Origin of the sequence: Pseudomonas sp. NPDC086581 (assembly GCF_044746165.1) — a bacterium.
GTDB lineage: Bacteria > Pseudomonadota > Gammaproteobacteria > Pseudomonadales > Pseudomonadaceae > Pseudomonas.
Genome location: NZ_JBIVBR010000009.1, coordinates 117,723 through 141,691, shown reverse-complemented (window position 1 = coordinate 141,691; position 23,969 = coordinate 117,723). Strand labels below are relative to the sequence as shown.

The window sequence follows — 23,969 nt, the reverse complement described above, 5'->3', positions numbered from 1 at the left end:
TTGTTCTTGTTCTGCCTTTGTTGCAAAGTGCGTTACCGCCCATGCCAAGCCAGCTTCACAGAAGCCGTTGCAGGCGTCGCAGGGTCAGAATACATTCACGATACTGAATGTCAATCAGAATACAGAATATGACCACTGAAAAGACCGTCGAAGAAGCCAGCAGCAAACGCACCGGCGGCGCCAAGGATGTCGGCGCCGTGGTGAACGCCATCCAGATCCTGCGTCACCTGGCCAACGCCGAAGGCCCCGAAGGCGCTACCGCCATCGCCCGCGCCACCGGCATCAGCCCGAGCACCACCTTCAATATCCTGCGCACACTGAGCAACGAACAGCTGACCTCGTTCGACAACGAGACCAAGACCTACCGCCTGGGCCTGGGCCTGTCGGAGCTGGCAGTGAGCTTCATCGGCCGCAGCTACGCCGACCTGATCCAGCCGGAGCTGGAGCGCCTGAGCACCAGCCACCACATCCTGATCACCCTGTGGCAGGTCACCGACGATGCGCACATCCGCGTGATCGCCGTGTCCGCGCCGACCGTGGCGCACGTCAACGTCGCCGTGGGCTCGCGCCTGCCGGAACTGGTGGGCGCCGCAGGGCGCTGCATCGCCGGGCTGCGCAACCTTCCGGAGGATGAGCTGCGACGTCGCCTGACTCGCGTACGCTGGGAGAATCCGCCGAGTTTCGAGGAGTACCGCAGCGACGCCGCCGCCGCTCTGGAGCGCGGCTGGGCCATCGACCAGGACCACCTCTACCGCGGCGTCAGCATGGTCGCCAGCGCGATCATCGACCACGACCGCCAGCCGCGCTTCATCATTTCCGGCATCGGCATCAGCGCCCAGCACGACCGTGAGAAGCTGGAGCAGATTGGCGCCAGCCTGCACGAGACGGCCCGCTTCATCAGCCGCTCGCTGTTCCCGCAGAGTTCCACCAGCCCGGCGAAATAACCTGAAGGTCATTCATCATATGGAATGACATTCATGTGAATGGATGATTTCAATGGAAACGGCAGCCCCGGCGCGAAACCGCACAGCGGAACCCCGCGCGCCGGCGCCCGTGTCGCTGCATTCCCGATGCGACTGATGGCAGCGATATTCGCCGCCAGGGGCCCACAGCCGCGACTATCGCCGGTATCATGGCAAGTCTTGATGGAGTCCTGGCGGTGACCATCCCGCGGAGAACACCGTTCCCGCCGCACGCCTGAATCCGTTGCGATTCAGGCAGCCCGCTGCCAGAGCCCGCCAAACCCTCTGCCCGGATGTTCGCCGGCCTTGCATGGCTCGCGGCAGCCGCAGGTAATCCCATTGAATGAGGCAACCATGGAACAGAAAGACATCGATTGGGGCACGCTCGGATTCGATTACATCAAGACCGACTTCCGCTATATCTCCCACTGGCGCGATGGTCTGTGGGACGACGGCAAGCTGACCGAAGACAACACCCTGCACATCAGCGAAGGCTCCTCCGCCCTGCACTACGGCCAGCAGTGCTTCGAAGGCCTCAAGGCCTACCGCTGCAAGGACGGCACGATCAACCTGTTCCGTCCGGACCAGAACGCCGCGCGCATGGCCCGCAGCTGCGCTCGCGTACTGATGCCGCAAGTCTCCGAAGCGCAGTTCATCGAGGCCTGCAAGCAGGTCGTGCGCGCCAACGAGCGCTTCATTCCGCCGTACGGCTCGGGCGGCGCGCTGTACCTGCGCCCGTTCGTGATCGGCGTGGGCGACAACATCGGCGTGCGCCCGGCTCCGGAATTCATCTTCTCGGTGTTCTGCATTCCGGTCGGCGCCTACTTCAAGGGCGGCATGAAGCCCCATGACTTCGTGATCTCCACCTACGACCGCGCCGCGCCCAACGGCACCGGCGCCGCCAAGGTCGGCGGCAACTACGCAGCCAGCCTGATGCCGGGCGCCCAGGCCAAGAAAGACGGCTTCGCCGACTGCATCTACCTCGATCCGGCCACCCACAGCCGCATCGAGGAAGTGGGCTCGGCAAACTTCTTCGCCATCACCCATGACAACGAGTTCGTCACCCCGCGCTCCAGCTCGGTGCTGCCAGGCATCACCCGCCTGTCGCTGATGCAGCTGGCCGAACAGCGCCTGGGCCTGAAAGTGGTCGAAGGCGACGTGCACATCGACGACCTCGGCCGCTTCAAGGAAGCCGGCGCCTGCGGTACCGCGGCGGTGATCACCCCGATCGGCGGCATCCAGTACAAGGACAACCTGCACGTGTTCTTCAGCCGCGAAGACGTCGGCCCGGTGACCCGTCGCCTCTATGAAGAGCTGACCGGCATCCAGAAGGGCGATGTGGAAGGCCCGGAAGGCTGGGTGGTCAAGGTCGACTGAGACTGACGTTCCGCCCAAGACACAACGCCGCCCTACCAGAAGGTAGCGCGGCGTTTTTATTTGGGCCGATAGGGGCTTCCCGCTACTACGGATACTTCTGCGCTCGGGCTGGCCCTCTCCCTTCAGGGAAAGGGCCCCTTGACCTGTCGCATCAGGCTGAACTGGGCAGCGCCGGCTGGCACAGCAGCCAGTCATGCAGCAGGGTCTGCAGTTCCTCGAACTTCACCGGCTTGGCCATGTAGTCGCTCATCCCCGCAGCCAGGCAGCGCTCGCGGTCGCCGCTGTGGCTATGGGCGGTGATCGCGAGCACCGGCAAGTCAGCGCAACGCGGCAGCGTGCGGATCGCCCGGCAGGTGGCGAAGCCGTCCATCACCGGCATCTGGCAATCCAGCAGCACAGTGTCGATAGCTTCCCGGCGCAGCAGCTCGATGGCTTCGGCGCCGTTGTCGGCCGTGCGCACGCGGTAACCGAGCTTGAGCAGCATGCCGCGGATCACCAGTTGGTTGATGGCGTTGTCCTCCACCACCAGCACGGTGCACTGGTCCGGACTGCGCAGCGCCTGGCCGCCCGCGCGACGCGGCGGCGGAGCGATGCCTTGCACCGGCTGACCAACCTGCAATTCGAGAATGAAACGGCTGCCCTGCCCCGGCACGGACTCATGGGTCAGCGTACCGCCCAGCAGCGCGACCAGCTTGCGGGTCAGCGCCAGACCGATACCGAGGCCGCCGTACTCGCGGGTCAGCGAACCGTCGAGCTGGAAGAAGCGCTGATAGAGCGCGCCATCGGAGGGGGTGGAGAAGCCGATGCCGCTGTCCTGCACTTCGATACGCAGCGCCAGCCCTTCGCCGTTCGGCACACCGGCAACCCGCAGGTGCACGCCGCCCTGATGGGTGAACTTGATGGCGTTGTCGATCAGGTAGCCCAGCGCCTGGGTCAGCTTGCCGGCATCGCCCTCGAGCGTGTCGGGCAGGCTCTCATCCAGTTGCAGGACGAAGCGCAGCCCGCGCTCTTCGGCACGTGGCGCGTACTGCGCGCGCAGACCGTCGCACAGGCCGCGCAGGCTGAACGGCTCGCGGCGCGGGTAGAGCTTGCCGGCCTGCAGCTCGATCAGCGCGAGGATGTCGTTGACCATGCGCATCATGTCGCGCGCCGAGCCGGTGGCGGTTTTGTGGTACTGCGCCAGCTCGATGTCCATGGGCACCGTCTGCATCAGCTCCAGCGAACCGATCACCCCGCTCATGGGCGTGCGCAGTTCGTGGGTGACGGTGGCGAGGAATTCGTCCTTCAGGCGGTTGCTGCTGGCCAGTTCCAGGTTCAGCTGCTCCAGTTTGCGGCTGGTTTCCTGGAGGATGCGCGTGCGCTCCTCCTTCATGGCGTTGATGCGGTCCGCCAGCGCCAGGGACAGCAGGCCGACCTCCAGCGCCGAACCGATCTGGCTGGCGTACATGGTCAGGAAGATGTTGGGTAGCAAGCCCAGCACCATCAGCGTGTTGATGACTCCGCCGAGCAGGAAGGCGCTCCAGGCGAAAATGAAGTAGCGCGCCACGCGCATGCCGCGCAGCCAGGCGACGATGCCGGCAGTGAAGATCACCACGGTGAAGGCCAGCGCCAGGTAGGTGGCCAGCCGCAGGGCGATGGCGTAGCTGACCGTCAGCGCCAGCACCATCACCAGCGCACCGACGCTCATCAGCACGCGCAGGATGCGATCGATCCACAGGCTGTGCTCGCGGGTATGCAGGAAGCTGCGGGCGAACTGGCAGCCGAACAGGCCGGCCGAACCGATCAGGAAGGGCGTGGCGGCGTTGGCCCACCAGGGATTGTTCGGCCAGAAGTACTCGATGCCCGCGCCGTTGACCGAGATCTGGTAGAAGCCGAACGAGGCTATATAAAGGATGTAATAGAGGTAGCTGGTGTCGCGGACGCTGAGGAAGATGAACAGGTTGTAGATCAGCATCACCAGCAGCACGCCGTAAATGATACCCAGCACATAGATGCGCTGTGGCTGCTCTTCCAGATAGGCCTTGGGTGACCACAGCGTCAGCGGCGCCTGGATCGAGCCCTGGCTTTCCAGGCGCAGGTAGACGCGCAACGGCTTGCCCGGCTCCAGCTTGAGGTCGAACAGGTAGTTGTTCTGGCGGATCGGCCGGCTGTCGAAGGGCAGGGTATCGCCGGTACGCTGGGCCAGCTTGAAGCCGCCCTCGCCGTCCGGCAGGTAGAGGTCAAGCTTGTCGAGCGGCGGATAGGCCAGCTCCAGCAGCCAGTTGGCAGGGTCCTTCGAGGCCTTGGGCTGGTAGTCCAGGTCCAGGCGCAGCCAGAACACCGAGCGCGAATAGCCGGCATTGAGCACGTCGCGCTCATGGTGGCGGAAGCTGGCGGCCAGCGCCGGAGAGCTGATTTCGGCGATGTCAGCCGTGCCGCGCACGTCCTCGAAGACATCCATCGCCCGGCCCAGGGGCAGTTGCCCGACGTGCTCGTCGAAGCTGATGGCGCTCGCCACTGGCGAGAGGATGAGAAGGATCAGGAAGATCAGCCAGTGCCGCATGGTGCCCCGCAGTGCCGCCGACAGCTGCGCCGGAGATCCCCATCTCCTGCATTGGCGCGCCGTGGAGGCGTTGTGTTGGAATCGGCGAACTCTAGCACAGCCCTTGTGGCCCGTGGCATTCGACCATCCGGACAGGGCGCGGCCGGGCGATGCGCATTGGACCGTTCGGTCAGCTCAGCACGGCGATTTGGTGATAAGCTCCCGCGCCATGAAAACACCTGCCTCCCGTCCCGTAGTGCTCTGCCTGTCCGGCCACGATCCCAGTGGCGGTGCCGGCCTGCAGGCCGACATCGAAGCCCTGATCGCCCAAGGCTGCCACGCGGCGCCGACCGTCACCGCGCTGACCGTTCAGGATACCGTCAACGTTTCCGACTTCCGCGTGCTCGACCGCGAGTGGGTGCTGGCCCAGGCCAACGCGGTGATCGCCGACCTGCCGGTGGCCGCGGTCAAGCTGGGCATGCTCGGCTCGGTGCAGATGGTCGATACGGTCGTCGAGATCATGCAGTCCCTGCCAGGCGTCCCGCTGGTCTGCGACCCGGTGCTGCGCGCCGGCGGCGGCGGCTCGCTGGGCAAGGACGACGTCGGCTACGCCATGCGCGAACGCCTGCTGCCGATTGCCGCAGTGGCTACCCCGAACCTGCCCGAAGCGCGCATCCTCGCCGAACTGCCCGAGGGCACCGCGGACGAGTGCGCCGACAAGCTGCTGCCTTATATCCAGACCCTGCTGATCACCGGCGGTCATGGCGACGAATCCGAGGTGCACAATCGCCTCTACACCCGCGACGGCCAGCGCCACACCTTCACCTGCCAGCGCCTGCCCGGCAGCTACCATGGCTCGGGCTGCACCCTGGCGAGCACCCTCGCCGGCCGCCTGGCCCTGGGCGAGGAACTGGTGAGCGCGGTACGCAGCGCCCTGGACTACACCTGGCGCACCCTGCGTGACGCGGAGGCGCCCGGCCACGGCCAGTACGTGCCTCGCCGCCTGCCGCTGGACTATTGCAACTGATTCAACCGTTCCAAGGATCGAGGCACCGATGAAACTGCGCGGACTCTACGCCATCACCGACAGCCAGCTGCTCGACGGCGGCCGCCTGTTGCCCTACGTCGAAGCAGCCCTGAAGGGCGGCGCCAAACTGCTGCAGTACCGCGACAAGTCCGACGACGCCTCGCGCCGCCTGCGCGAAGCCGAGGCACTGCGCGAGCTCTGCGCACGCCATGGCGCCACGCTGCTGATCAACGATGACGCCGAACTGGCCGCGCGCCTGGGCGTCAGCGTACACCTGGGGCAGACCGACGGCTCGCTGGCCGCCGCCCGCGCCCTGCTCGGCCGCGACGCCGTCATCGGCGGCACCTGCCACGCCAGCCTCGAGATGGCCGAGAAGGCCATCGCCGAGGGTGCCAGCTACGTCGCCTTCGGCCGCTTCTTCGCCTCCCAGACCAAACCCGGCGCCTCCGCCGCCAGCGTCGAACTGCTGGAACAGGCCAAGGCTCGCTTCAACCTGCCGCTGGTGGCCATCGGCGGCGTGACCCTGGAAAACGCGCCCGAACTGATCGCCCGCGGCGCCGACATGATCGCCGTGATCCACGCCCTGTTCGCCGCCGACTCTCCGGCCGAAGTCGAACAGCGCGCACGCGCCTTCAGCCAACTCTTCGAAACCCGCTGAGCGCCACGCGCCCAGCCCTTCACAGCTTCGCGAGGTACACCATGTCCCGTTCCGAAACGCTTTTCGCCAATGCCCAGAAACACATCCCCGGTGGCGTGAACTCGCCGGTGCGCGCGTTCAAGAGCGTCGGCGGCACCCCGCTGTTCTTCAAGCACGCGGAAGGCGCCTACGTGGTGGACGAGGATGACAAGCGCTACGTCGACTATGTCGGCTCCTGGGGCCCGATGATCCTCGGCCACAGCCACCCGGACGTCCTCGACGCCGTGCGCAAGCAGCTTGACCACGGCCTGTCCTACGGCGCGCCGACCGCACTGGAAGTGGAAATGGCCGATCTGGTCTGCTCGCTGGTGCCGTCCATGGACATGGTGCGCATGGTCAGCTCCGGCACCGAAGCCACCATGAGCGCCATCCGCCTGGCCCGTGGCTACACCGGCCGCGACAGCATCATCAAATTCGAAGGCTGCTACCACGGCCACTCCGACAGCCTGCTGGTGAAAGCCGGCTCCGGCGCCCTGACCTTCGGCGTACCGAACTCCCCGGGCGTGCCGGCAGCCTTCGCCAAGCACACCCTGACCCTGCCGTACAACGACATCGCCGCCGTCGAGAAGACCCTGGCCGAAGTCGGCAAGGACGTGGCCTGCATCATCGTCGAACCGGTCGCCGGCAACATGAACTGCGTTCCGCCGGCACCGGGCTTCCTGGAAGGTCTGCGCAGCCTGTGCGACCAGCACGGCGTGGTGCTGATCTTCGACGAAGTGATGACCGGCTTCCGCGTGGCCCTGGGCGGCGCCCAGGCGCACTACGGCATCACCCCGGACCTGTCGACCTTCGGCAAGATCATTGGCGGCGGCATGCCGGTGGGCGCCTTCGGCGGCAAGCGCCAGATCATGGAGCAGATTTCCCCGCTCGGCCCGGTCTACCAGGCCGGCACCCTGTCGGGCAACCCGCTGGCCATGGCCGCCGGCCTGACCACCCTGCGCCTGATCAGCCGCCCCGGCTTCCACGACGAGCTGACCACCTACACCACCCGCATGCTGCAGGGCCTGCAGGAGCGCGCCGACGCCGCCGGCATCCCCTTCGTGACCACCCAGGCGGGTGCCGCGATGTTCGGCCTGTACTTCACCGGCGCCGATGACATCATCACCTTCGACGACGTGATGACCAGCGATGCGGAACGCTTCAAGCGCTTCTTCCACCTGATGCTGGACGCCGGCATCTACCTGGCTCCGAGCGCCTTCGAGGCCGGCTTCACCTCCATCGCCCACGGCGAAACCGAACTGAAACTGACCCTGGACGCCGCCGAGCGCGCATTCGCCGCCCTCAAGTAAGCCGCCCCACGCGAAGGCGCCCGTCCTGGCGCCTTCCGCTCTGCCCCGCTGCTTTCGGGGCTTTATATCCGCGTTACACTCATCCCGCCATTGCAGCCGTTTCCAGCAAAAAAACAGAAAAGAAGGTAAAGACTTTGTAAGGAAGCGCCTGCTTATTTCATAATGTGAAGGCTGGCGCATTTCGCTGGCCGGGTTTTACCCGCCCCGATCCTGGAGGCCGTTTCTCCCCATGTACCGTTCCGGTCGCACCCTGCTGGGTTGCCTGTTGCTCGCACTGCCCCTGTTCACTCAGGCGGGCGGCAACTCGCTGCTGATTCCAGCCACCGGACGCTGCACCCTGAACACCGTGCCCGAACAGCTGCAACAGGCCCTGGCCAGCTGCCAACAGGCTGCCAACGCCGGCGATGCACAGGCACAGTTCGAACTGGGGGAATTCTTCTACACCGGCGAACGCGCCCCGCGCGACTTCCAGGCCGCCCTGCACTGGTACGAGAAGGCTTCGCTGCAAGGCCACGCCGATGCACAGCTGCGACTGGGCACCATGTTCTTCCGTGGCGAAGGTGTGAAGGCCAACAACGTGCAGGCCTACATCGTGCTGAAGATGGCCGCGGTCAACGGCGCCGAAGACGCCATGGACAGCGCCGACCTGGTCGCCGAGCAGATGAACAAGGACGAACTGGACATCGCCACCAAGGTGCTCGGGCAGATCTTCCGCAACTACCTGATCGAACTGCAGACTGCCGGCAACTCGCCGTTCTCGCCGCTGCCCTGATTCACGCACGCTCAGCCATCGTAGGGCGCATAACGCACCAGCGTTATCCGCCACGCATGCAACCGGCGACTAGCTTGTCCCAGGTTATTCACCTATTGCCGGACGGTTCGCGAGCAAGCTTGCTCCTACGAAGAACGTCAGTTGTCCTTGCTCGGCATCGGCATGGGGAACGGCATCACGTTGCCGCTGGGCTTGGCGTCGCTGATCTTCGCGGTGCCCAGGCGCTCCACTTCGTCGATGCGGATGATCGAGTGCAGCGGCACGAAGCTGCGGATGACGCCATCGAATTGCGCCTTGAGCTTCTCCTCGCTGGGGTCCACCACCACCTGGGTGCGCTCGCCGAAGACGAACTCCTCGATCTCCAGGAAGCCCCACAGATCGCTCTGGTAGATCTGCTTGGCGTACATCTCGTACACCTGGCCCTGGTTGAGGAAGACCACCTTGTAGATCGGGTTCTCGCGTTTGCTCATGAACGAAGGATGACAGCTTTGCAAAAAGGGCACGCAGCATAGCACAGACAGCCGCCCCTCAAGCCCGCCGCTGGTAGATGTCCGCCCCGGGGCTTATAATACGCGGTCATTTTTTAACCAGAACAAGACAGGTTCCATGGCCAAGAAGCTTTTCATCCAGACCCACGGTTGCCAGATGAACGAGTACGACAGCTCGCGCATGGCCGACCTGCTGGGTGAACACCAGGCCCTGGAAATCACCGAAAAGGCCGAAGAAGCCGACGTCATCCTGCTCAATACCTGCTCGATCCGCGAGAAGGCCCAGGAGAAGGTGTTCTCCGAGCTGGGCGCCTGGCGCACCCTCAAGCAGCAGAACCCCGACCTGGTGATCGGAGTCGGTGGCTGCGTGGCCAGCCAGGAAGGCGCGGCGATCCGCGAGCGCGCGCCGTACGTCGACGTGGTGTTCGGTCCGCAGACTTTGCACCGCCTGCCTGAAATGATCGACGCCGCCCGCACCACCCGCAAACCGCAGGTGGACGTGTCCTTCCCGGAAATCGAGAAGTTCGACCGCCTGCCCGAGCCACGCGTCGACGGCCCCACCGCCTTCGTCTCGGTGATGGAAGGCTGCAGCAAGTACTGCACCTTCTGCGTGGTGCCCTACACCCGCGGCGAGGAAGTCAGCCGCCCATTCGACGACGTGCTGGCCGAGGTGATCCACCTGGCCGAGAACGGCGTGAAGGAAGTCACCCTGCTGGGCCAGAACGTCAACGGCTACCGCGGCCCGACCCATGACGGACGCATAGCCGACTTCGCCGAGCTGATCCGCGTGGTCGCCGAGGTCGATGGCATCGAGCGCATCCGCTACACCACCTCGCACCCGCTGGAATTCTCCGACTCGCTGATCGCCGCCCATGCCGAAGTCCCGCAGCTGGTGAAGTTCGTTCACCTGCCGGTGCAGGCCGGCTCCGACCGCATACTCGCGGCGATGAAGCGCAACCACACCGTGCTGGAATTCAAGTCGCGTATCCGCAAGCTGAAGGCGGCAGTGCCGGACATCTGCATCAGCTCGGACTTCATCATCGGATTCCCCGGCGAGACCGAGAAAGACTTCGAGCAGACCCTGAAGCTGGTGGAGGACGTCGGATTCGATTATTCCTTCTCCTTCATCTACAGCTCGCGCCCGGGCACCCCGGCCGCCGACCTGGTCGACGACACCCCGGACGAGGTGAAGAAGCAGCGCCTGCTGACGCTCAACAGCCGCCTCAACCACCAGGGCTTCGAAATCAGCAGGCGGATGGTCGGCACCATCCAGCGCATCCTCGTCACCGACTACGCCAAGCGCGATCCGGGCCAGCTGCAGGGCCGCACCGAGAACAACCGCGTGGTCAACTTCCGCTGCGACAATCCGCGCCTGATCGGCCAGTTCGTCGACGTTGAAATCTACGAGGCACTGCCCAACTCTCTACGCGCAACCCTGGTGGAAGCACGTCACTGACAGTTGAAGCACGTCACTGGCAACCGACCGTTGACCACCCCATTGGCGACTGAACTTTCGTACTCGGTCGCACGGGGTTATTCTTCGACCATCTCCCTTTGAAGCACGGCGACTTAGACAACACCTTGAACGCCCCCCTGGATATTCATCGTTTCATGCTCGAGCCCTTCGAGGCCCGCAGCTTCGCCAACCTGTGCGGCCAGTTCGACGAACACCTGCACCAGATCGAGAAGCGCCTCGGCATCGAGATCCGCAACCGCGGCAACCAGTTCGAACTGGTCGGTGCCCCGGAGCGCACCCAAGCGGCCGAAAACCTCCTGCAGCGCCTCTATCGCGAAGTGCAGAATGGCACCGAGCTGACGCCGGACATGGTCCACCTGTTCCTGCAGGAATCCGGTCTGGAAGAGCTCTCCGTCGAGCCCGCCGCTCCGCTGGTCACGCTCAAGACTCGGCAAGCGCACATCCGCCCGCGCGGCGCGAACCAGCAGCGCTACGTCAAGGCGATCCTCGACCACGACATCAACTTCGGCATCGGCCCGGCCGGCACCGGCAAGACTTACCTCGCCGTAGCCTGCGCCGTGGACGCCCTGGAGCGCGAGCAGATCCGCCGCATCCTGCTGGTGCGCCCGGCGGTCGAAGCCGGCGAGAAGCTCGGCTTCCTGCCCGGCGACCTGTCGCAGAAGATCGACCCATACCTGCGCCCTCTGTACGACGCGCTCTACGAGATGCTCGGCTTCGAAACCGTGGCCAAGCTGATCGAGCGCCAGGTGATCGAAGTCGCGCCGCTGGCCTACATGCGCGGCCGCACGCTGAGCAACAGCTTCATCATTCTCGACGAAAGCCAGAACACCACGATGGAACAGATGAAGATGTTCCTCACCCGGATCGGCTTCGGCTCCACCGCGGTGATCACCGGCGACGTCACCCAGGTCGACCTGCCCAAGGGCACGCGCTCGGGCCTGAAGCACGTGATGGAAGTGCTGCGCGACGTCCCCGGCATCAGCTTCACCCACTTCAAGTCCAAGGACGTGGTGCGCCACCCGCTGGTGCAGCGCATCGTCGATGCCTACGACGCCTACGAGAACCGCCTGACCGGCGTGGAAGGCCAGGGCAACAAGCATGCTTGAACTGGACCTGCAGGTCGCTTCCAAAGCGGCCGGCCTGCCGAGCGAAGCGCAGTTCCGTCAATGGTGCGAACTGGCCTTGCGCCAGCGCCAGAATGATTCGGAACTCACCATCCGCCTGGTGGACGAAACCGAAGGACGCGAACTGAACAAGACCTGGCGACACAAGGACTACGCCACCAACGTACTGTCCTTCCCCGCCGACGTCCCCGACGAGTTGCTGGACATCCCGCTGCTTGGCGACCTGGTGATCTGCGCCCCAGTAGTCACCCGCGAGGCCGCCGAACAGGGCAAGTCCGCAGAGGCCCACTGGGCCCACCTCGTCATCCATGGCTGCCTCCACCTGCTCGGCTACGATCACATCGAAGACGAAGAAGCCGAGGAGATGGAAGGCCTGGAACGGGAATTGCTGGCCGAACTGGGTCACCCGGACCCATACGCGGCCGATGAAGAATAAAAGCCACCGAGCAAGGAAAAGATGAGCGAAGACCGATCGAGCTATGGGCACAAGTCGTGGTTGGACAAGATCACCCAGGCTTTTGCCCATGAGCCGAGAAACCGCCAGGAGCTGCTTGAGCTGCTGCGCGAAGCCCACGCCAACAAGCTGCTCGACAGCGAAGCGTTGTCGATTGTCGAAGGCGCGATCCAGGTGGCGGACCTCCAGGTCCGCGACATCATGATCCCGCGTTCGCAGATGATCTCCATCAAGTCGACGCAGAAGCCCGCCGACTTCCTCCCGGCCATCATCGAAGCGGCGCACTCGCGCTACCCGGTGATCGGCGAGAGCCTGGACGATATCATGGGCGTCCTGCTGGCCAAGGATCTGCTGCCGCTGATCCTTCACGACCAGAACCACGCCTTCAACATCAAGGACCTGCTGCGCCCGGCCACCTTCGTGCCCGAGTCCAAGCGCCTGAACGTCCTGCTGCGCGAGTTCCGCGCCAACCGCAACCACATGGCCATCGTCATCGACGAATACGGCGGTGTGGCAGGGCTGGTGACCATTGAGGACGTGCTGGAGCAGATCGTCGGCGACATCGAGGATGAGCACGACGTCGAGGAAGACAGCTACATCAAGCCACTGCCCAGCGGTGACTTCATCGTCAAGGCGCTGACCCCGGTGGACGCCTTCAACGACTTCTTCGGCGCAGAATTTTCCGAAGAGGAATTCGACACCGTCGGCGGCGTGGTGATGAGCGCCTTCGGCCACCTGCCCAAGCGCAACGAAACCACCGAACTGGGTGGTTTCCGCTTCCGCGTGCTCAACGCGGACAGCCGCCGGCTGCACCTGCTGCGCCTCACCCCGCTGCAGGACTAAAGGTAGATACCTGTAGGAGCGAGCTTGCTCGCGAACGAACTCCGCTGCGGCGGCCGTTCGCGAGCAAGCTCGCTCCTACAATCAACTCCGACCTTTCCTGCAACATCCCGCCGCAGTCAGCTCATGGCTTTTGGCTTTCATCCCCATAGCCTACCGTTCGTCTCTCCATTACTCTTGCGCATCGCTTAACCGCAACAAGGATTTCCGATGCGCTGGATCACCCGCCCCGGCCTGCCAGGCCACCTGCTCGCCCTGGCCGCTGGCGCGCTCACGCCGCTGACCCTGGCCCCATTCGGCTACTGGCCTCTGGCGGTGCTCTCGCTGGCCCTGTTCTACCTCGGTCTGCGCGGCACGCCCGCGGGCTCGGCGCTCTGGCGCGGCTGGTGGTATGGCTTCGGCGCCTTCATCGCCGGCACCAGCTGGATCTACTTCAGCATCCACAACTTCGGCGGCGCGTCCGGGCCACTGGCCGGCTTCCTGGTCGGCGGATTCAGCGCCGGCGTGGCGTTCTTCTTCGCCCTGCCTGCCTGGGCCTGGGCGAAGTTCTTTCGGCGCAACAATGCGCCGGTCAGCGACGCGCTGGCCTTCGCCGCGCTGTGGGTGGTGCTGGAACTGTTCCGCAGCTGGTTCCTCACCGGTTTCCCCTGGCTTTACGCCGGCTACAGCCAGCTGGAAGGCCCGCTGGCCGGCCTCGCTCCGCTGGGCGGCGTCTGGCTGGTGTCCTTCGCCATCGCCCTGAGCGGCGCGCTGATCATCAACCTCCCGGCCTTGAGCCGCCGCCCCGCGCGGCTGGCCACCGGCCTGATCCTGCTGATCGCGCCCTGGGCCGTCGGCCTGGGCTACAAGGGCCACGCCTGGACCACTCCGGCCGGCGCACCGCTGAAGGTCGCCGCGCTGCAGGGCAATATCGCCCAGGAAATGAAGTGGGACCCGAAGGCCATTACCCACCAACTGGAGCTGTACCGCGACCTGACCGCCGAGCAGAACGACGTCGACCTGATCGTCTGGCCGGAAACTGCCGTGCCGGTGCTCAAGGACCAGGCCACCGGCTACCTGGAGATGATCAATGGCGTCGCCACCACCAAGAAGGCGGCCCTCATCACCGGCGTACCGGTGCGCGAGAAGACCACCGAGGGCATTCGCTACTACAACGGCATCACCGTGGTCGGCGAAGGCAGCGGCAACTACCTCAAGCAGAAGCTGGTGCCCTTCGGGGAGTACGTCCCGCTGCAGGACCTGCTGCGCGGCCTGATCGCCTTCTTCGACCTGCCCATGTCCGACTTCGCCCGCGGCCCGGCCGACCAGCCGCTGCTCAAGGCCAAGGGCTACTCCGTGGCGCCGTACATCTGCTACGAAGTGGTCTATCCGGAGTTCGCCGCCGAACTGGCAGCGCAAAGCCAACTGCTGCTGACCATCAGCAACGACGCCTGGTTCGGCACCTCCATCGGCCCGCTGCAACACCTGCAGATGGCGCAGATGCGTGCCCTGGAAGCCGGTCGCTGGATGGTGCGCGGCACCAACAACGGGGTCACCGCGCTCATCGACCCGTTCGGCAAGCTGGCGGTACAGATTCCGCAGTTCCAGCAAGGCGTGCTGCGCGGCGAAGTGGTGCCGATGCAGGGCCTGACCCCGTACCTGAAGTGGCGCGTCTGGCCGCTGGCGATCCTCAGCGCCGTACTGCTGGTGTGGGCGCTGGTACGCCGCCGTACGCACCCGGAAGAACGCCGACTGTTCGGCTGATTCCAACGAAGAAGGGCCTCATTGCGAGGCCCTTTTTCATGGCGGAGGCTAGCGGTAGAACAACCGATAGCCGACCAGCCCGATTGCCTCATTGAGCAATTGCCCGCTCTGCCAGATTGCTCGCCCTTCCGGCAGCCAGCCGCCCATCGGCACTACGTCATCCGTGCCGATATAGCCCGAGGGCGCTGGCACCACTTCCAACCCTGCCTTCTCAAAGCTCCAGATCGAGCGCGGCATATGGATGGCGCTGGTGACCAGCACCACCCGCCTTATACCCGCCTCGCGCAGCATGTCGGCGCTGAACCGTGCATTCTCCCAGGTCGTGCGGCTGCTTCCCTCCTCCCAGCGCACCGGCACGCCGTAATCGTCCAGCAGGCTCTGCGCCATGATCCGCGCCTCGGAGGGCGGCGTGCCGTAGTGCAGGCCACCGGAAGTCAGCACCGGCAGCCCACTGGCCCTGGCCAGGCGCGCCGCGTAGCGAATGCGCTCGCGGGCCATCAGGCCGGGCTGATCCTCGTCCCAGGCGCGATCTCCGCGCACCCGACCAGCACCGAGCACGACGATGGCGTCGGCGCGCTGCGCGAGCCCCGCCCACTCCGTCTGCTTCAGTGCATCCTGCTGCTCCAGTTGGCGCGCGCCCCACTCCACCGTCACCGGCAGGCTCATCACCAACAGGCCAAGGAAACCGGAAAAGAAGCAGAACACCGACAAGCGCGGATAGCGCCGGCGCAGCACGAAGCCCAGGAGGAGCAATAGCAGCAGCAATCCCGGCGGCATGAAAATCTGTTTGAGGATGAAGCGGATAGGCATTGGCGACTCCTTGTCGAGGCGCCAAGCCTAACGGATCGGGGAAATGTCAGCGTGCCTTCGCGTTTCGAAACAGCTGCGAGCCACAGGACGTGCAAGGCAACACACCCTGATGGCGGCTCCAGGCCACCGGCGAGCCACACAGCGCGCACTGCAATTGCTGCGGGCGCGGCACCAGGCGCGGGCGGCTGGGCGGCGTCGGTTGACGCACGTGGCGCGGCACGCGGGCCGGGGCTCGCTCCAGCATGGCGAGCTCCTCCGCCGCCGCATGCCAACCGCGCAGCCAGTTCACATCCTGGTCCAGATAAGCCCTGATCAACTCCATCTCGGCACTGCTCAAACCGCGCAACTCCAGTTCCACGGGGCATTCGTCACGTAGTCGCTCAGCGGTATTCGCCTCATCCAAGGCCAGCGCGAGCCGTTGCAACAACCGTTCATACAGACCGGAACCCGAAGCACTTGCGCGATGCAGCTCAGCCATCAGTCACCTCAAGACAGGCGGAAACCTCCCGCCCTCAGGCAAAGCTTAGCGGCCCACCCCGTGCCACACCGAGCGCGCGACAAACGGCGCGGGCTACCGGCTCGGGTGGGGGTCATGTATGCTACGAGGCTTTCTGTAGCCGCCCGGCCCGTGTCTTCTCAGGGGTCGGTTCAGCGAAAGGACCACTCGACCTTCCTGGCTGCACAATTCTTTTCCGTACAGGTTCAAATCGCGCCATGCACGAGCAATATCAGCCTCTCGAGATCGAATCCCAGGCCCAGAACTTCTGGAACGAACACAACTCCTTCCGCGTCGACGAAGTCGCCGGCAAGGAGAAGTTCTACTGCCTGTCGATGTTCCCGTATCCGAGCGGCAAGCTACACATGGGGCACGTGCGCAACTACACCATCGGTGACGTGATCAGCCGCTACCACCGCATGCAGGGCAAGAACGTCCTGCAACCGATGGGCTGGGACGCGTTCGGCATGCCGGCGGAAAATGCCGCGATGAAGAACAACGTCGCCCCGGCCGCCTGGACCTACGACAACATCGCCTACATGAAGTCCCAGCTCAACAGCCTGGGCCTGGCGATCGACTGGTCCCGCGAAGTCACCACCTGCAAGCCGGACTACTACCGCTGGGAACAGTGGCTGTTCACTCGCCTGTTCGAGAAGGGCGTGATCTACCGCAAGAACGGCACCGTGAACTGGGACCCGGCGGACCAGACCGTACTGGCCAACGAGCAGGTCATCGACGGCCGTGGCTGGCGTTCGGGCGCGCTGATCGAGAAGCGCGAAATCCCGATGTACTACTTCAAGATCACCGCCTACGCCGAAGAGCTGCTGTCCAGCCTCGACGACCTGCCGGGCTGGCCGGAACAGGTCAAGACCATGCAGCGCAACTGGATCGGCAAGTCCCGCGGCATGGAGATCGCCTTCCCCTATGACCAGGCTTCCATTGGCGAAGCCGGCCAGCTGAAGGTCTTCACCACCCGTCCGGACACCCTGATGGGCGCCACCTACGTCGCCGTGGCCGCCGAGCACCCGCTGGCCACCCTGGCCGCCGAGCGCGATCCGTCGCTGCAGGCGTTCATCGACGAGTGCAAGCGCGGCGGCGTCGCCGAAGCCGACATCGCCACCCAGGAGAAGAAGGGCGTCGCCACTTCCCTGTTCGTCGAGCACCCGCTGACCGGCGACAAGCTGCCGGTGTGGATCGCCAACTACGTCCTGATGACCTACGGCGAAGGCGCCGTGATGGCCGTGCCGGGTCACGACGAGCGCGATTTCGAGTTCTCCAACAAGTACGGTCTGCCGATCGTCCAGGTCATCGCCAAGGTTGAAGGCGACAACGACTTTGAATCCGGCACCTGGAAAGAGTGGTACGGCCTGAAGGACGAGAGCGTCATCACCGTCAACTCCGGCAAGTACGATGGTCTCGGCTACCAGGCCGCGTTCGACGCCATTGGCGCCGACCTCGCCGCCAAGGGCCTGGGCCAGCAGCGCACCCAGTTCCGCCTGCGCGACTGGGGCATCAGCCGCCAGCGTTACTGGGGCTGCCCGATCCCGATCATCCATTGCGACACCTGTGGCGACGTGCCGGTCCCGGCCGACCAGCTGCCGGTCGTCCTGCCTGAAGACGTGGTGCCGGACGGCGCCGGGTCGCCGCTGGCCAAACTGCCGTCGTTCTACGAGTGCAGCTGCCCGAAATGCGGCCAGCCGGCCAAGCGCGAAACCGACACCATGGACACCTTCGTCGAGTCGTCCTGGTACTTCGCCCGCTACGCCTGCCCGCAGTTCGAAGACGGCATGCTGGACAAGAAAGCCGCCAACTACTGGCTGCCGGTCGACCAGTACATCGGCGGCATCGAACACGCCATCCTCCACCTGCTCTACGCGCGCTTCTTCCACAAACTGATGCGCGACGAAGGCCTGGTCGACTCCGACGAGCCGTTCAAGAACCTGCTGACCCAGGGCATGGTGGTCGCCGAGACCTACTACCGCGTCGCCGCGAACGGCGGCAAGGAGTGGTTCAACCCCGCTGACGTCGAAGTCGAGCGTGACGCCAAGGCCAAGGTCATCGGCGCGCGCCTGAAGACCGACGGCCTGCCGGTAGAAATCGGCGGCACCGAGAAGATGTCCAAGTCCAAGAACAACGGCGTCGATCCGCAGGCCATGATCGACGCCTACGGTGCCGACACCTGCCGCCTGTTCATGATGTTCGCCTCGCCGCCGGACATGAGCTGCGAGTGGTCCGACTCCGGTATTGAAGGCGCCAACCGCTTCCTGCGCCGCGTCTGGCGTCTGGCCCAGGCCCACGTCAACGCAGGCCCTGCCGGCGCCGTGGACAAGTCCGCGCTGGACGACGCACAGAAGGCCATTCACCGCGCCATCCACCTGGCCATCCGCCAGGCCAGCCAGGACGTGGGCCAGCATCACAAGTTCAACACCGCCATTGCCGCCGTGATGACCCTGATGAACGTGCTGGAAAAAGCCCCGGCCGAATCCGCCGCAGATCGCGCCCTGCTGCAGGAAGGCCTGGAAACCGTCACCCTGCTGCTCGCCCCGATCACTCCGCACATCTGCCATGTGATCTGGCAGGAGCTGGGCAAGGACGGCGCCGTCATCGACGCCAGCTGGCCGCAGGTCGACGAAGCCGCCCTGGTACAGGACAGCCTGCAACTGGTGGTACAGGTCAACGGCAAGCTGCGCGGCCACATCGAAATGCCCGCCAGCGCCACCCGCGAAGACGTCGAAGCGGCTGCTCGCGCCAACGAAAACGTGCTGCGCTTCACCGACGGCCTGACCATCCGCAAGGTCATCGTGGTGCCGGGCAAGCTGGTCAATATCGTCGCCAATTAAAAGCAACGCTGGAAAAGACCCATTCGCCCGTGGCACCTTCGCCACGGGCATACCGGATCAACAGGAGTGAGGGAAGCTTGATGAAACGTATCCTGACCAGCCTCGCGCTGATCGGCCTGGCCAGCGTGCTGAGCGCCTGCGGTTTTCAACTGCGTGGCCTGGGCGATACGAATTTTGCGCTCAAGGAGATCGATCTGAGCGCACGCAACGCCTATGGCGAAACCGTGCAGGAGCTCAAGCAGGTGCTCGAAGGCAGCGGCGTGAAGGTTGTATCCCGCGCGCCCTACCACCTGATCCTTGCTAGCGAAAACACGACCAGCCGCAGCGTCAGCTACACCAGCTCCGCCCGCAGTGCGGAAAACGAGCTGACCAACACCCTGAACTACGAAATCCGCGGCACCAACAACCTGCTGCTGCTCGCCAGCCAGGTGCAGGTACGCAAGGTTTACGTGCAGGACGAGAACAACCTGATCGGTTCCGACCAGGAAGCCACGCAGATCCGTGCCGAAATGCGCCGCGACCTGGTCCAGCAGATGGTCACCCGCCTTCAGCTGATCACACCGGCCCAGCTCGACGACCTACAGGCCAAGGCTGAAGCCAAGGCCAAGGCCGAAGCGGATGCGATGAAGGCCGCGGACGAGGCTGCCAAGTCTCAACCGCAGCAATCGCCGATCGAATTCCCGAAAGCGCAGTAAGCGACAAGGGGCCGGCCAACCGGCCCCTTTTTCATTATGAAGCTCAATCCCGGACAACTCGCCAAGCACCTGCAAGGCAACCTCGCGCCCGTCTACGTGGTCAGCGGCGACGAGCCGTTGCTCTGCCAGGAGGCCTGCGATGCTATCCGTACCGCCTGCCGCCAGCGCGATTTCGGCGAACGCCAGGTGTTCAACGCCGAAGCCAACTTCGACTGGGGCCAGCTGCTTGAAGCCGGCGCCAGCCTCTCGCTGTTCGCCGAAAAACGCCTGATCGAGCTGCGCCTACCCTCCGGCAAGCCCGGCGACAAGGGTGCGGCGATCCTCCAGGAATACCTGCAGCGCCCGCCGGAAGATACCGTCCTGCTGGTCAGCTTGCCCAAGCTCGACGGCAGCACGCAGAAGACCAAATGGGCCAAGGCCCTGATCGACGGCGATGCAGCCCAGTTCATCCAGATCTGGCCCATCGACGTCCACCAGTTGCCGCAGTGGATTCGCCAGCGCCTTTCCCAGGCCGGCCTTGCCGCCAGCCAGGAAGCGGTTGACCTGATCGCCGCGCGCGTCGAAGGCAATCTGCTGGCCGCCGCCCAGGAAATCGAAAAGCTCAAGTTGCTCGCCGACGGCCAGCAGATCGACGCCGACACCGTGCAGGCTGCAGTGGCCGACAGCGCGCGCTTCGACGTCTTCGGCCTGATCGACACCGCTCTCAACGGCGAAGCCGCCCACTGCCTGCGCATGCTCGAAGGGCTGCGTGGCGAAGGCGTGGAGCCACCGGTTATCCTCTGGGCCCTGGCTCGGGAAGTCCGGGTTCTCGCCGGCCTTGCCCAGCAGTTCAGCCAGGGCGTGCCGCTGGACAAAGCCTTCAGTCAGTGCCGCCCGCCCATCTGGGACAAGCGCCGCCCGCTGATGAGCAAGGCCCTGCAGCGGCACACCGCGCAGCGCTGGAACCAGATGCTTCAGGACGCCCAACTGATCGACGCACAGATCAAAGGCCAAGCTCCCGGCAACGTCTGGAACAGCCTCGCCCGCCTCGCCCTGCTGGTCGCCGGGCAACGCATCAGCCTGCCCTCGGCCTGATCCCAGGCCACTGGTAGGCGCGGCCTTCCGCGCTGATTCGCCATTTACCCGCGCGCCGGCATCGGCCTATGCGCCTGCCCATTGGCCCGGTCCAGCGCCACGCCGCGCGTGTCCCGACCGGTGCTGATCAGCACGCAGATGAGTACCGCCACCACACCGGCAACAATGGCCATCGCCGTGCCGTAGCTGTAGCTCTTGGCGATCTCCGCCTGTAGCGGCGCGTTCACCGAGGCGATCAGGTTGCCCAGTTGGTAGACGAATCCCGGCAGCACTGCGCGCGTGCCCACCGGAGCCAGTTCGTTGAGGTAGGCCGGAATCACACCCCAGGCACCCTGCACCATGAACTGCATCAGGAAGGCGCCAACGCCCAGCGCCACCGCGCCATGGCTGAATGCCCACAGCGGCAGCACCGGTAGCGCCAGCAGCGAGCCGCAGATGATCGCCTTCTTCCGCCCGATGCGCTCGGACAGGGTGCCGAACAGAATGCCCCCCAGGATCGCCGCTATGTTGTAGGCCACTGCGATCAGACTGACCGTGTGTGTATCGAATCCGTGCTGCACCTTCAGGAACGTCGGATACAGATCCTGCGTGCCATGACTGAAGAAATTGAAGCAGGCCATCAGCACCACCGCATACAGGCACAACTTCCATTGGCTGCGCAGCACCGGCCACAGCGGCGTCGATTCCTTGCGCTCGCGCGCCGCCATCCAGATCGGCGACTCGGGCACCTTGAACCAGATGAACGCCACCAGCACCACCGGCAGACAGCCGACGATGAACATCCCGCGCCAGCCGAGCACCTCGAAGAACAGGCCATAGATGATGGAGGCGATCAGGTATCCCGCCGGATAACCGGCCTGGAACAGCCCGGACACCATACCCCGCGAACGTTCGGGAATGGTCTCCATCGCCAGCGACGACGCCACGCCCCAGATGCCACCCATCGCCACGCCATAGACCACCCGCAGGATCAGGAAAGTCGTCAGGTTCGGCGAGAACGCCGAGGCCAGCTCCAGCAGCGAGTAGATCAGAATGTTGACCATCAGCACCGGCCGCCGCCCGTAGCGCTCGGCCGCGCGGCCGAACAGCAGCGCGCCGATGGGGCGTACCGCCAGGGTCAGCAGAATCGCCATCGACACCTGCGGCAGGTCGACATGGAAGGTCTGGGCGATATCGGTGAGAACGAAAACCAACAGAAAGAAATCGAAGGCATCCAGCGTCCAGGCGAGCACCGAAGCGATCACCACGTTGCGCTGGGTCGGCGACCATTGCTGCATGACATATCTCCAACCGGGGGCGCCGCGGTCCCTGCACACCCAAGCGATACTTAGCCAGCTACTAAACTAACTGAGCCCCAGTACGCGCCACAGCCGCGCAATCGAAAAGGTCTGTTACAAAATTTGCGACAAAGCGTCGCAACCTCCTCCACGCCCAACAGTGCACTGGCCGACAACATCCACTGCACTGCCACGCAATACGCCGCACGCGCGCCTCCCTATCGTCGCTTCATCGATCCGCCCCGATAAGGAGAACAAGCATGCCGGCCGATCCGATTACCCTCGCCGTGGTTCGAGGTGCGCTGGAGATGACCCAGCGTGAAATGACCCTGACCCTGGAGAAGACCAGCCGCTCCAGCGTGTTCAACCTCGCCCACGACTATTCCAACGCACTCTTCGACCATCACTCGGAAATGATCCTGCAGGGGCAGGACATTCCCATCCACCTGGGCTCGCTGATCCCTGCGATGAAGGCTGTTTCCGGCTACTTCGGTGAGGATATCGCCGAAGGCGACGTGATCTATCACAACGACCCCACCTACGCCGGCAGCCACATCATCGACTGCTGCATGTACAAGCCGGTGTTCTACCAGGGCGAGTTGGTGTTCTGGACGGTCTGCAAGGGCCATCTGACCGATATCGGCGGCCCGGTGCCGGCCGGCTACAACCCCGACGCCAAGGAGATCTACGCCGAAGGCCTGCGCATTCCGCCGGTGAAGCTGTGGGAGAAAGGCCGCCGTCGCGAGGACGTGATCAACCTGTTGCTCACCAACATGCGCGCCCGACGCAACCAGGAAGGCGATCTCAACGCCCAGTACGGCGCCTGCCGGGTCGGCGAGCGCAACCTGCTCGCCCTGCTCGACAAATATGGCGTCGCCACCGTGCGCGAATGTATCGCCGAGCTGAAAGACATGGCCGACCGTCAGATGCGCGAGCTGATCCGCTCGGTGCCCGATGGCAGTTACACCGGCCATGCGGTACTGGAAGACTCCGGTCACGGCCTGGGCGAACTGGCGATCAGCGCCACCGTGACGATCAAGGACGATACCTGCCACATCACCGTGCAAAGCCCGCCGCAGGTGCCCTATTTCATCAACTCCTACGCGGGCAACTCGATGTCCGGCATCTATCTGGGGCTGATGATGTTCGCCCAGGTTCCGCCACCCTACAACGCCGGGCTGTACCGCTGCGTGTCGGTCGATCTGGGCGCCAAGGGCACCCTCTGCAATGCGGAAGAACCAGCACCCCACGTCAACTGCACCACCACACCGATGGAAACCCTCACCGATGCGGTGCGCCAAGCTTTCGAGCAAGCGGCGCCCGAGCGCGTAACCGCTTCGTGGGGCCATACCAGCGGGGTGAACATCGCCGGCGTCGACCCGCGCACCGGAGAGGAATACGTGACCATGGTGCTCGCCTCGATCATCTCCGGTGCCGGGGCCACTTCCGAGCTGGACGGCTGGCACGCCTGCGGGCCGCTGTGCTGCTTCGGCGCCTTGTATTCCGGCGACATCGAACTGTTGGAGTACAGCTACCCCATCCTCATCCACCGCTACGGGCTGATGGCCGACAGCGCCGGTGCCGGCCGTCTGCGCGGAGGCTCGGGCACCTGCCTGGAAGTCGAGCCGCTGGATCACGAGATGACCGTGATTTCCTTCGGCGAAGGCCGCCAGCGCACCACCATGGGCGCCGCCGGCGCCGCCAATGCGTTGATCGAACCCAAACTCGGTGGCGTGGAACTGGTACGTGCAGGCGAGCATGAGACGCACACACGGAACGTCATGACCGTCCTCAAGCCCGGCGAGCGCCTGATCAATCGCACCCCCGGGGGCGGTGGCTACGGACAGGCCTTCCAGCGACTGCCCGCGGACGTCCTGCGCGACGTGCGTGACGGCCTGGTTTCTGCGCGAGGAGCCGAACTCGACTATGGCGTGGTGCTCACCGCCAACGGCGATATCGATTCCGCCGCTACCGTCCAACGCCGCCAATCCGCCTGAGGAAATCGA

General features: G+C 64.8%; 20 protein-coding genes. 15 read left to right on the top strand and 5 right to left on the bottom strand.

Annotated elements, in window-relative coordinates:
- The first annotated feature begins 128 nt into the window (after positions 1 to 128).
- Both ACIPK7_RS19030 and ACIPK7_RS19025 read left to right on the top strand, forming a co-directional pair.
- Entirely contained in the window at positions 129 to 944 is an 816-nt protein-coding gene (locus ACIPK7_RS19030; protein WP_348589706.1) for an IclR family transcriptional regulator, read from the top strand.
- A gap of 372 nt (positions 945 to 1,316) precedes the next feature.
- Positions 1,317 to 2,339 carry a branched-chain amino acid aminotransferase gene (locus ACIPK7_RS19025; protein ID WP_401089518.1) on the top strand — a complete coding sequence of 341 codons (1,023 nt, stop codon included), beginning with the start codon at positions 1,317 to 1,319 and terminating at the stop codon, positions 2,337 to 2,339.
- Between the two features lie 151 nt (positions 2,340 to 2,490).
- Here ACIPK7_RS19025 and ACIPK7_RS19020 read toward each other — a convergent pair whose 3' ends face one another.
- Positions 2,491 to 4,881, bottom strand: a complete 2,391-nt coding sequence (locus ACIPK7_RS19020; RefSeq protein WP_401089516.1) for a 7TM diverse intracellular signaling domain-containing protein — start codon at positions 4,879 to 4,881, stop codon at positions 2,491 to 2,493.
- Between the two features lie 208 nt (positions 4,882 to 5,089).
- Here ACIPK7_RS19020 and ACIPK7_RS19015 point away from each other — a divergent pair, with 208 nt between their 5' ends.
- The 4 genes from ACIPK7_RS19015 to ACIPK7_RS19000 all read left to right on the top strand — a co-directional run bounded on the left by ACIPK7_RS19015 (position 5,090) and on the right by ACIPK7_RS19000 (position 8,645).
- Positions 5,090 to 5,887, top strand: coding sequence for a hydroxymethylpyrimidine/phosphomethylpyrimidine kinase (locus ACIPK7_RS19015; RefSeq protein WP_401089514.1), 798 nt, complete (start codon positions 5,090 to 5,092; stop codon positions 5,885 to 5,887).
- Between the two features lie 28 nt (positions 5,888 to 5,915).
- The gene (gene thiE / locus ACIPK7_RS19010) at positions 5,916 to 6,545 is read left to right on the top strand and encodes a thiamine phosphate synthase (protein WP_401089512.1); all 630 of its coding nucleotides are present in this window, start codon (positions 5,916 to 5,918) and stop codon (positions 6,543 to 6,545) included.
- A gap of 41 nt (positions 6,546 to 6,586) precedes the next feature.
- On the top strand, positions 6,587 to 7,873 hold the full coding sequence (gene hemL, locus ACIPK7_RS19005) for a glutamate-1-semialdehyde 2,1-aminomutase (RefSeq protein ID WP_401089510.1): 1,287 nt from the start codon (positions 6,587 to 6,589) through the stop codon (positions 7,871 to 7,873).
- A 229-nt stretch (positions 7,874 to 8,102) separates the two neighbouring features.
- Positions 8,103 to 8,645 carry a tetratricopeptide repeat protein gene (locus tag ACIPK7_RS19000; protein ID WP_017521798.1) on the top strand — a complete coding sequence of 181 codons (543 nt, stop codon included), beginning with the start codon at positions 8,103 to 8,105 and terminating at the stop codon, positions 8,643 to 8,645.
- Positions 8,646 to 8,782: 137 nt separating this feature from the next.
- Here ACIPK7_RS19000 and ACIPK7_RS18995 read toward each other — a convergent pair whose 3' ends face one another.
- Positions 8,783 to 9,115 carry a DUF1820 family protein gene (locus ACIPK7_RS18995; RefSeq protein WP_192434892.1) on the bottom strand — a complete coding sequence of 111 codons (333 nt, stop codon included), beginning with the start codon at positions 9,113 to 9,115 and terminating at the stop codon, positions 8,783 to 8,785.
- Between the two features lie 136 nt (positions 9,116 to 9,251).
- On the opposite strand from ACIPK7_RS18995, the gene miaB reads away from it, so the two are divergent.
- The 5 genes from miaB (at position 9,252) to lnt (ending at position 14,771) form a co-directional block, all read left to right on the top strand.
- Positions 9,252 to 10,589 carry a tRNA (N6-isopentenyl adenosine(37)-C2)-methylthiotransferase MiaB gene (gene miaB, locus ACIPK7_RS18990; protein WP_401089508.1) on the top strand — a complete coding sequence of 446 codons (1,338 nt, stop codon included), beginning with the start codon at positions 9,252 to 9,254 and terminating at the stop codon, positions 10,587 to 10,589.
- A 125-nt stretch (positions 10,590 to 10,714) separates the two neighbouring features.
- The gene (locus tag ACIPK7_RS18985; protein ID WP_192434896.1) at positions 10,715 to 11,716 is read left to right on the top strand and encodes a PhoH family protein; all 1,002 of its coding nucleotides are present in this window, start codon (positions 10,715 to 10,717) and stop codon (positions 11,714 to 11,716) included.
- A complete protein-coding gene (gene ybeY / locus ACIPK7_RS18980; protein WP_192434898.1) occupies positions 11,709 to 12,170 on the top strand; it encodes an rRNA maturation RNase YbeY in 462 nt (153 codons plus the stop codon). The genes ACIPK7_RS18985 and ybeY overlap by 8 nt, the downstream gene beginning before the upstream one ends.
- 21 nt (positions 12,171 to 12,191) lie before the next feature.
- Positions 12,192 to 13,031, top strand: a complete 840-nt coding sequence (locus ACIPK7_RS18975) for an HlyC/CorC family transporter (RefSeq protein ID WP_401089506.1) — start codon at positions 12,192 to 12,194, stop codon at positions 13,029 to 13,031.
- Positions 13,032 to 13,238: 207 nt separating this feature from the next.
- The gene (lnt, locus tag ACIPK7_RS18970; protein WP_401089504.1) at positions 13,239 to 14,771 is read left to right on the top strand and encodes an apolipoprotein N-acyltransferase; all 1,533 of its coding nucleotides are present in this window, start codon (positions 13,239 to 13,241) and stop codon (positions 14,769 to 14,771) included.
- 48 nt (positions 14,772 to 14,819) lie between these two features.
- On the opposite strand, the gene ACIPK7_RS18965 is transcribed toward lnt, so the two are convergent.
- Positions 14,820 to 15,581, bottom strand: a complete 762-nt coding sequence (locus ACIPK7_RS18965; RefSeq protein ID WP_401089502.1) for a YdcF family protein — start codon at positions 15,579 to 15,581, stop codon at positions 14,820 to 14,822.
- A 46-nt stretch (positions 15,582 to 15,627) separates the two neighbouring features.
- Positions 15,628 to 16,059, bottom strand: a complete 432-nt coding sequence (locus ACIPK7_RS18960; RefSeq protein WP_192434906.1) for a hypothetical protein — start codon at positions 16,057 to 16,059, stop codon at positions 15,628 to 15,630.
- Positions 16,060 to 16,295: 236 nt separating this feature from the next.
- On the opposite strand from ACIPK7_RS18960, the gene leuS reads away from it, so the two are divergent.
- The 3 genes from leuS (at position 16,296) to holA (ending at position 20,686) form a co-directional block, all read left to right on the top strand.
- The gene (gene leuS, locus ACIPK7_RS18955; RefSeq protein ID WP_401089500.1) at positions 16,296 to 18,917 is read left to right on the top strand and encodes a leucine--tRNA ligase; all 2,622 of its coding nucleotides are present in this window, start codon (positions 16,296 to 16,298) and stop codon (positions 18,915 to 18,917) included.
- 80 nt (positions 18,918 to 18,997) lie between these two features.
- Positions 18,998 to 19,612: an LPS assembly lipoprotein LptE gene (gene lptE, locus ACIPK7_RS18950; protein WP_401089498.1), complete on the top strand. Its 615-nt coding sequence runs from the start codon at positions 18,998 to 19,000 to the stop codon at positions 19,610 to 19,612.
- A 36-nt stretch (positions 19,613 to 19,648) separates the two neighbouring features.
- Positions 19,649 to 20,686, top strand: a complete 1,038-nt coding sequence (gene holA, locus ACIPK7_RS18945) for a DNA polymerase III subunit delta (RefSeq protein ID WP_401089496.1) — start codon at positions 19,649 to 19,651, stop codon at positions 20,684 to 20,686.
- Between the two features lie 44 nt (positions 20,687 to 20,730).
- On the opposite strand, the gene ACIPK7_RS18940 is transcribed toward holA, so the two are convergent.
- A complete protein-coding gene (locus tag ACIPK7_RS18940; protein WP_401089494.1) occupies positions 20,731 to 21,963 on the bottom strand; it encodes an MFS transporter in 1,233 nt (410 codons plus the stop codon).
- 260 nt (positions 21,964 to 22,223) lie between these two features.
- Between ACIPK7_RS18940 and ACIPK7_RS18935 the strand changes: the two genes are divergently transcribed.
- A complete protein-coding gene (locus tag ACIPK7_RS18935; RefSeq protein WP_192434916.1) occupies positions 22,224 to 23,960 on the top strand; it encodes a hydantoinase B/oxoprolinase family protein in 1,737 nt (578 codons plus the stop codon).
- Positions 23,961 to 23,969: the final 9 nt, after the last annotated feature.

Excerpts from the sequence above, each read along its gene's own strand:
- miaB (WP_401089508.1), top strand. The coding sequence starts at position 9,252 with ATGGCCAAGAAGCTTTTCATCCAGACCCACGGTTGCCAGATGAACGAG.
- ACIPK7_RS18940 (WP_401089494.1), bottom strand. The coding sequence starts at position 21,963 with ATGCAGCAATGGTCGCCGACCCAGCGCAACGTGGTGATCGCTTCGGTG.
- leuS (WP_401089500.1), top strand. The coding sequence starts at position 16,296 with ATGCACGAGCAATATCAGCCTCTCGAGATCGAATCCCAGGCCCAGAAC.
- ACIPK7_RS18995 (WP_192434892.1), bottom strand. The coding sequence starts at position 9,115 with ATGAGCAAACGCGAGAACCCGATCTACAAGGTGGTCTTCCTCAACCAG.
- ACIPK7_RS18960 (WP_192434906.1), bottom strand. The coding sequence starts at position 16,059 with ATGGCTGAGCTGCATCGCGCAAGTGCTTCGGGTTCCGGTCTGTATGAA.
- ACIPK7_RS19030 (WP_348589706.1), top strand. The coding sequence starts at position 129 with ATGACCACTGAAAAGACCGTCGAAGAAGCCAGCAGCAAACGCACCGGC.
- ACIPK7_RS19000 (WP_017521798.1), top strand. The coding sequence starts at position 8,103 with ATGTACCGTTCCGGTCGCACCCTGCTGGGTTGCCTGTTGCTCGCACTG.
- ACIPK7_RS18935 (WP_192434916.1), top strand. The coding sequence starts at position 22,224 with ATGCCGGCCGATCCGATTACCCTCGCCGTGGTTCGAGGTGCGCTGGAG.
- ybeY (WP_192434898.1), top strand. The coding sequence starts at position 11,709 with ATGCTTGAACTGGACCTGCAGGTCGCTTCCAAAGCGGCCGGCCTGCCG.
- ACIPK7_RS18975 (WP_401089506.1), top strand. The coding sequence starts at position 12,192 with ATGAGCGAAGACCGATCGAGCTATGGGCACAAGTCGTGGTTGGACAAG.
- holA (WP_401089496.1), top strand. The coding sequence starts at position 19,649 with ATGAAGCTCAATCCCGGACAACTCGCCAAGCACCTGCAAGGCAACCTC.
- hemL (WP_401089510.1), top strand. The coding sequence starts at position 6,587 with ATGTCCCGTTCCGAAACGCTTTTCGCCAATGCCCAGAAACACATCCCC.
- ACIPK7_RS19020 (WP_401089516.1), bottom strand. The coding sequence starts at position 4,881 with ATGCGGCACTGGCTGATCTTCCTGATCCTTCTCATCCTCTCGCCAGTG.
- ACIPK7_RS19025 (WP_401089518.1), top strand. The coding sequence starts at position 1,317 with ATGGAACAGAAAGACATCGATTGGGGCACGCTCGGATTCGATTACATC.
- ACIPK7_RS18965 (WP_401089502.1), bottom strand. The coding sequence starts at position 15,581 with ATGCCTATCCGCTTCATCCTCAAACAGATTTTCATGCCGCCGGGATTG.
- lptE (WP_401089498.1), top strand. The coding sequence starts at position 18,998 with ATGAAACGTATCCTGACCAGCCTCGCGCTGATCGGCCTGGCCAGCGTG.
- ACIPK7_RS19015 (WP_401089514.1), top strand. The coding sequence starts at position 5,090 with ATGAAAACACCTGCCTCCCGTCCCGTAGTGCTCTGCCTGTCCGGCCAC.
- lnt (WP_401089504.1), top strand. The coding sequence starts at position 13,239 with ATGCGCTGGATCACCCGCCCCGGCCTGCCAGGCCACCTGCTCGCCCTG.
- thiE (WP_401089512.1), top strand. The coding sequence starts at position 5,916 with ATGAAACTGCGCGGACTCTACGCCATCACCGACAGCCAGCTGCTCGAC.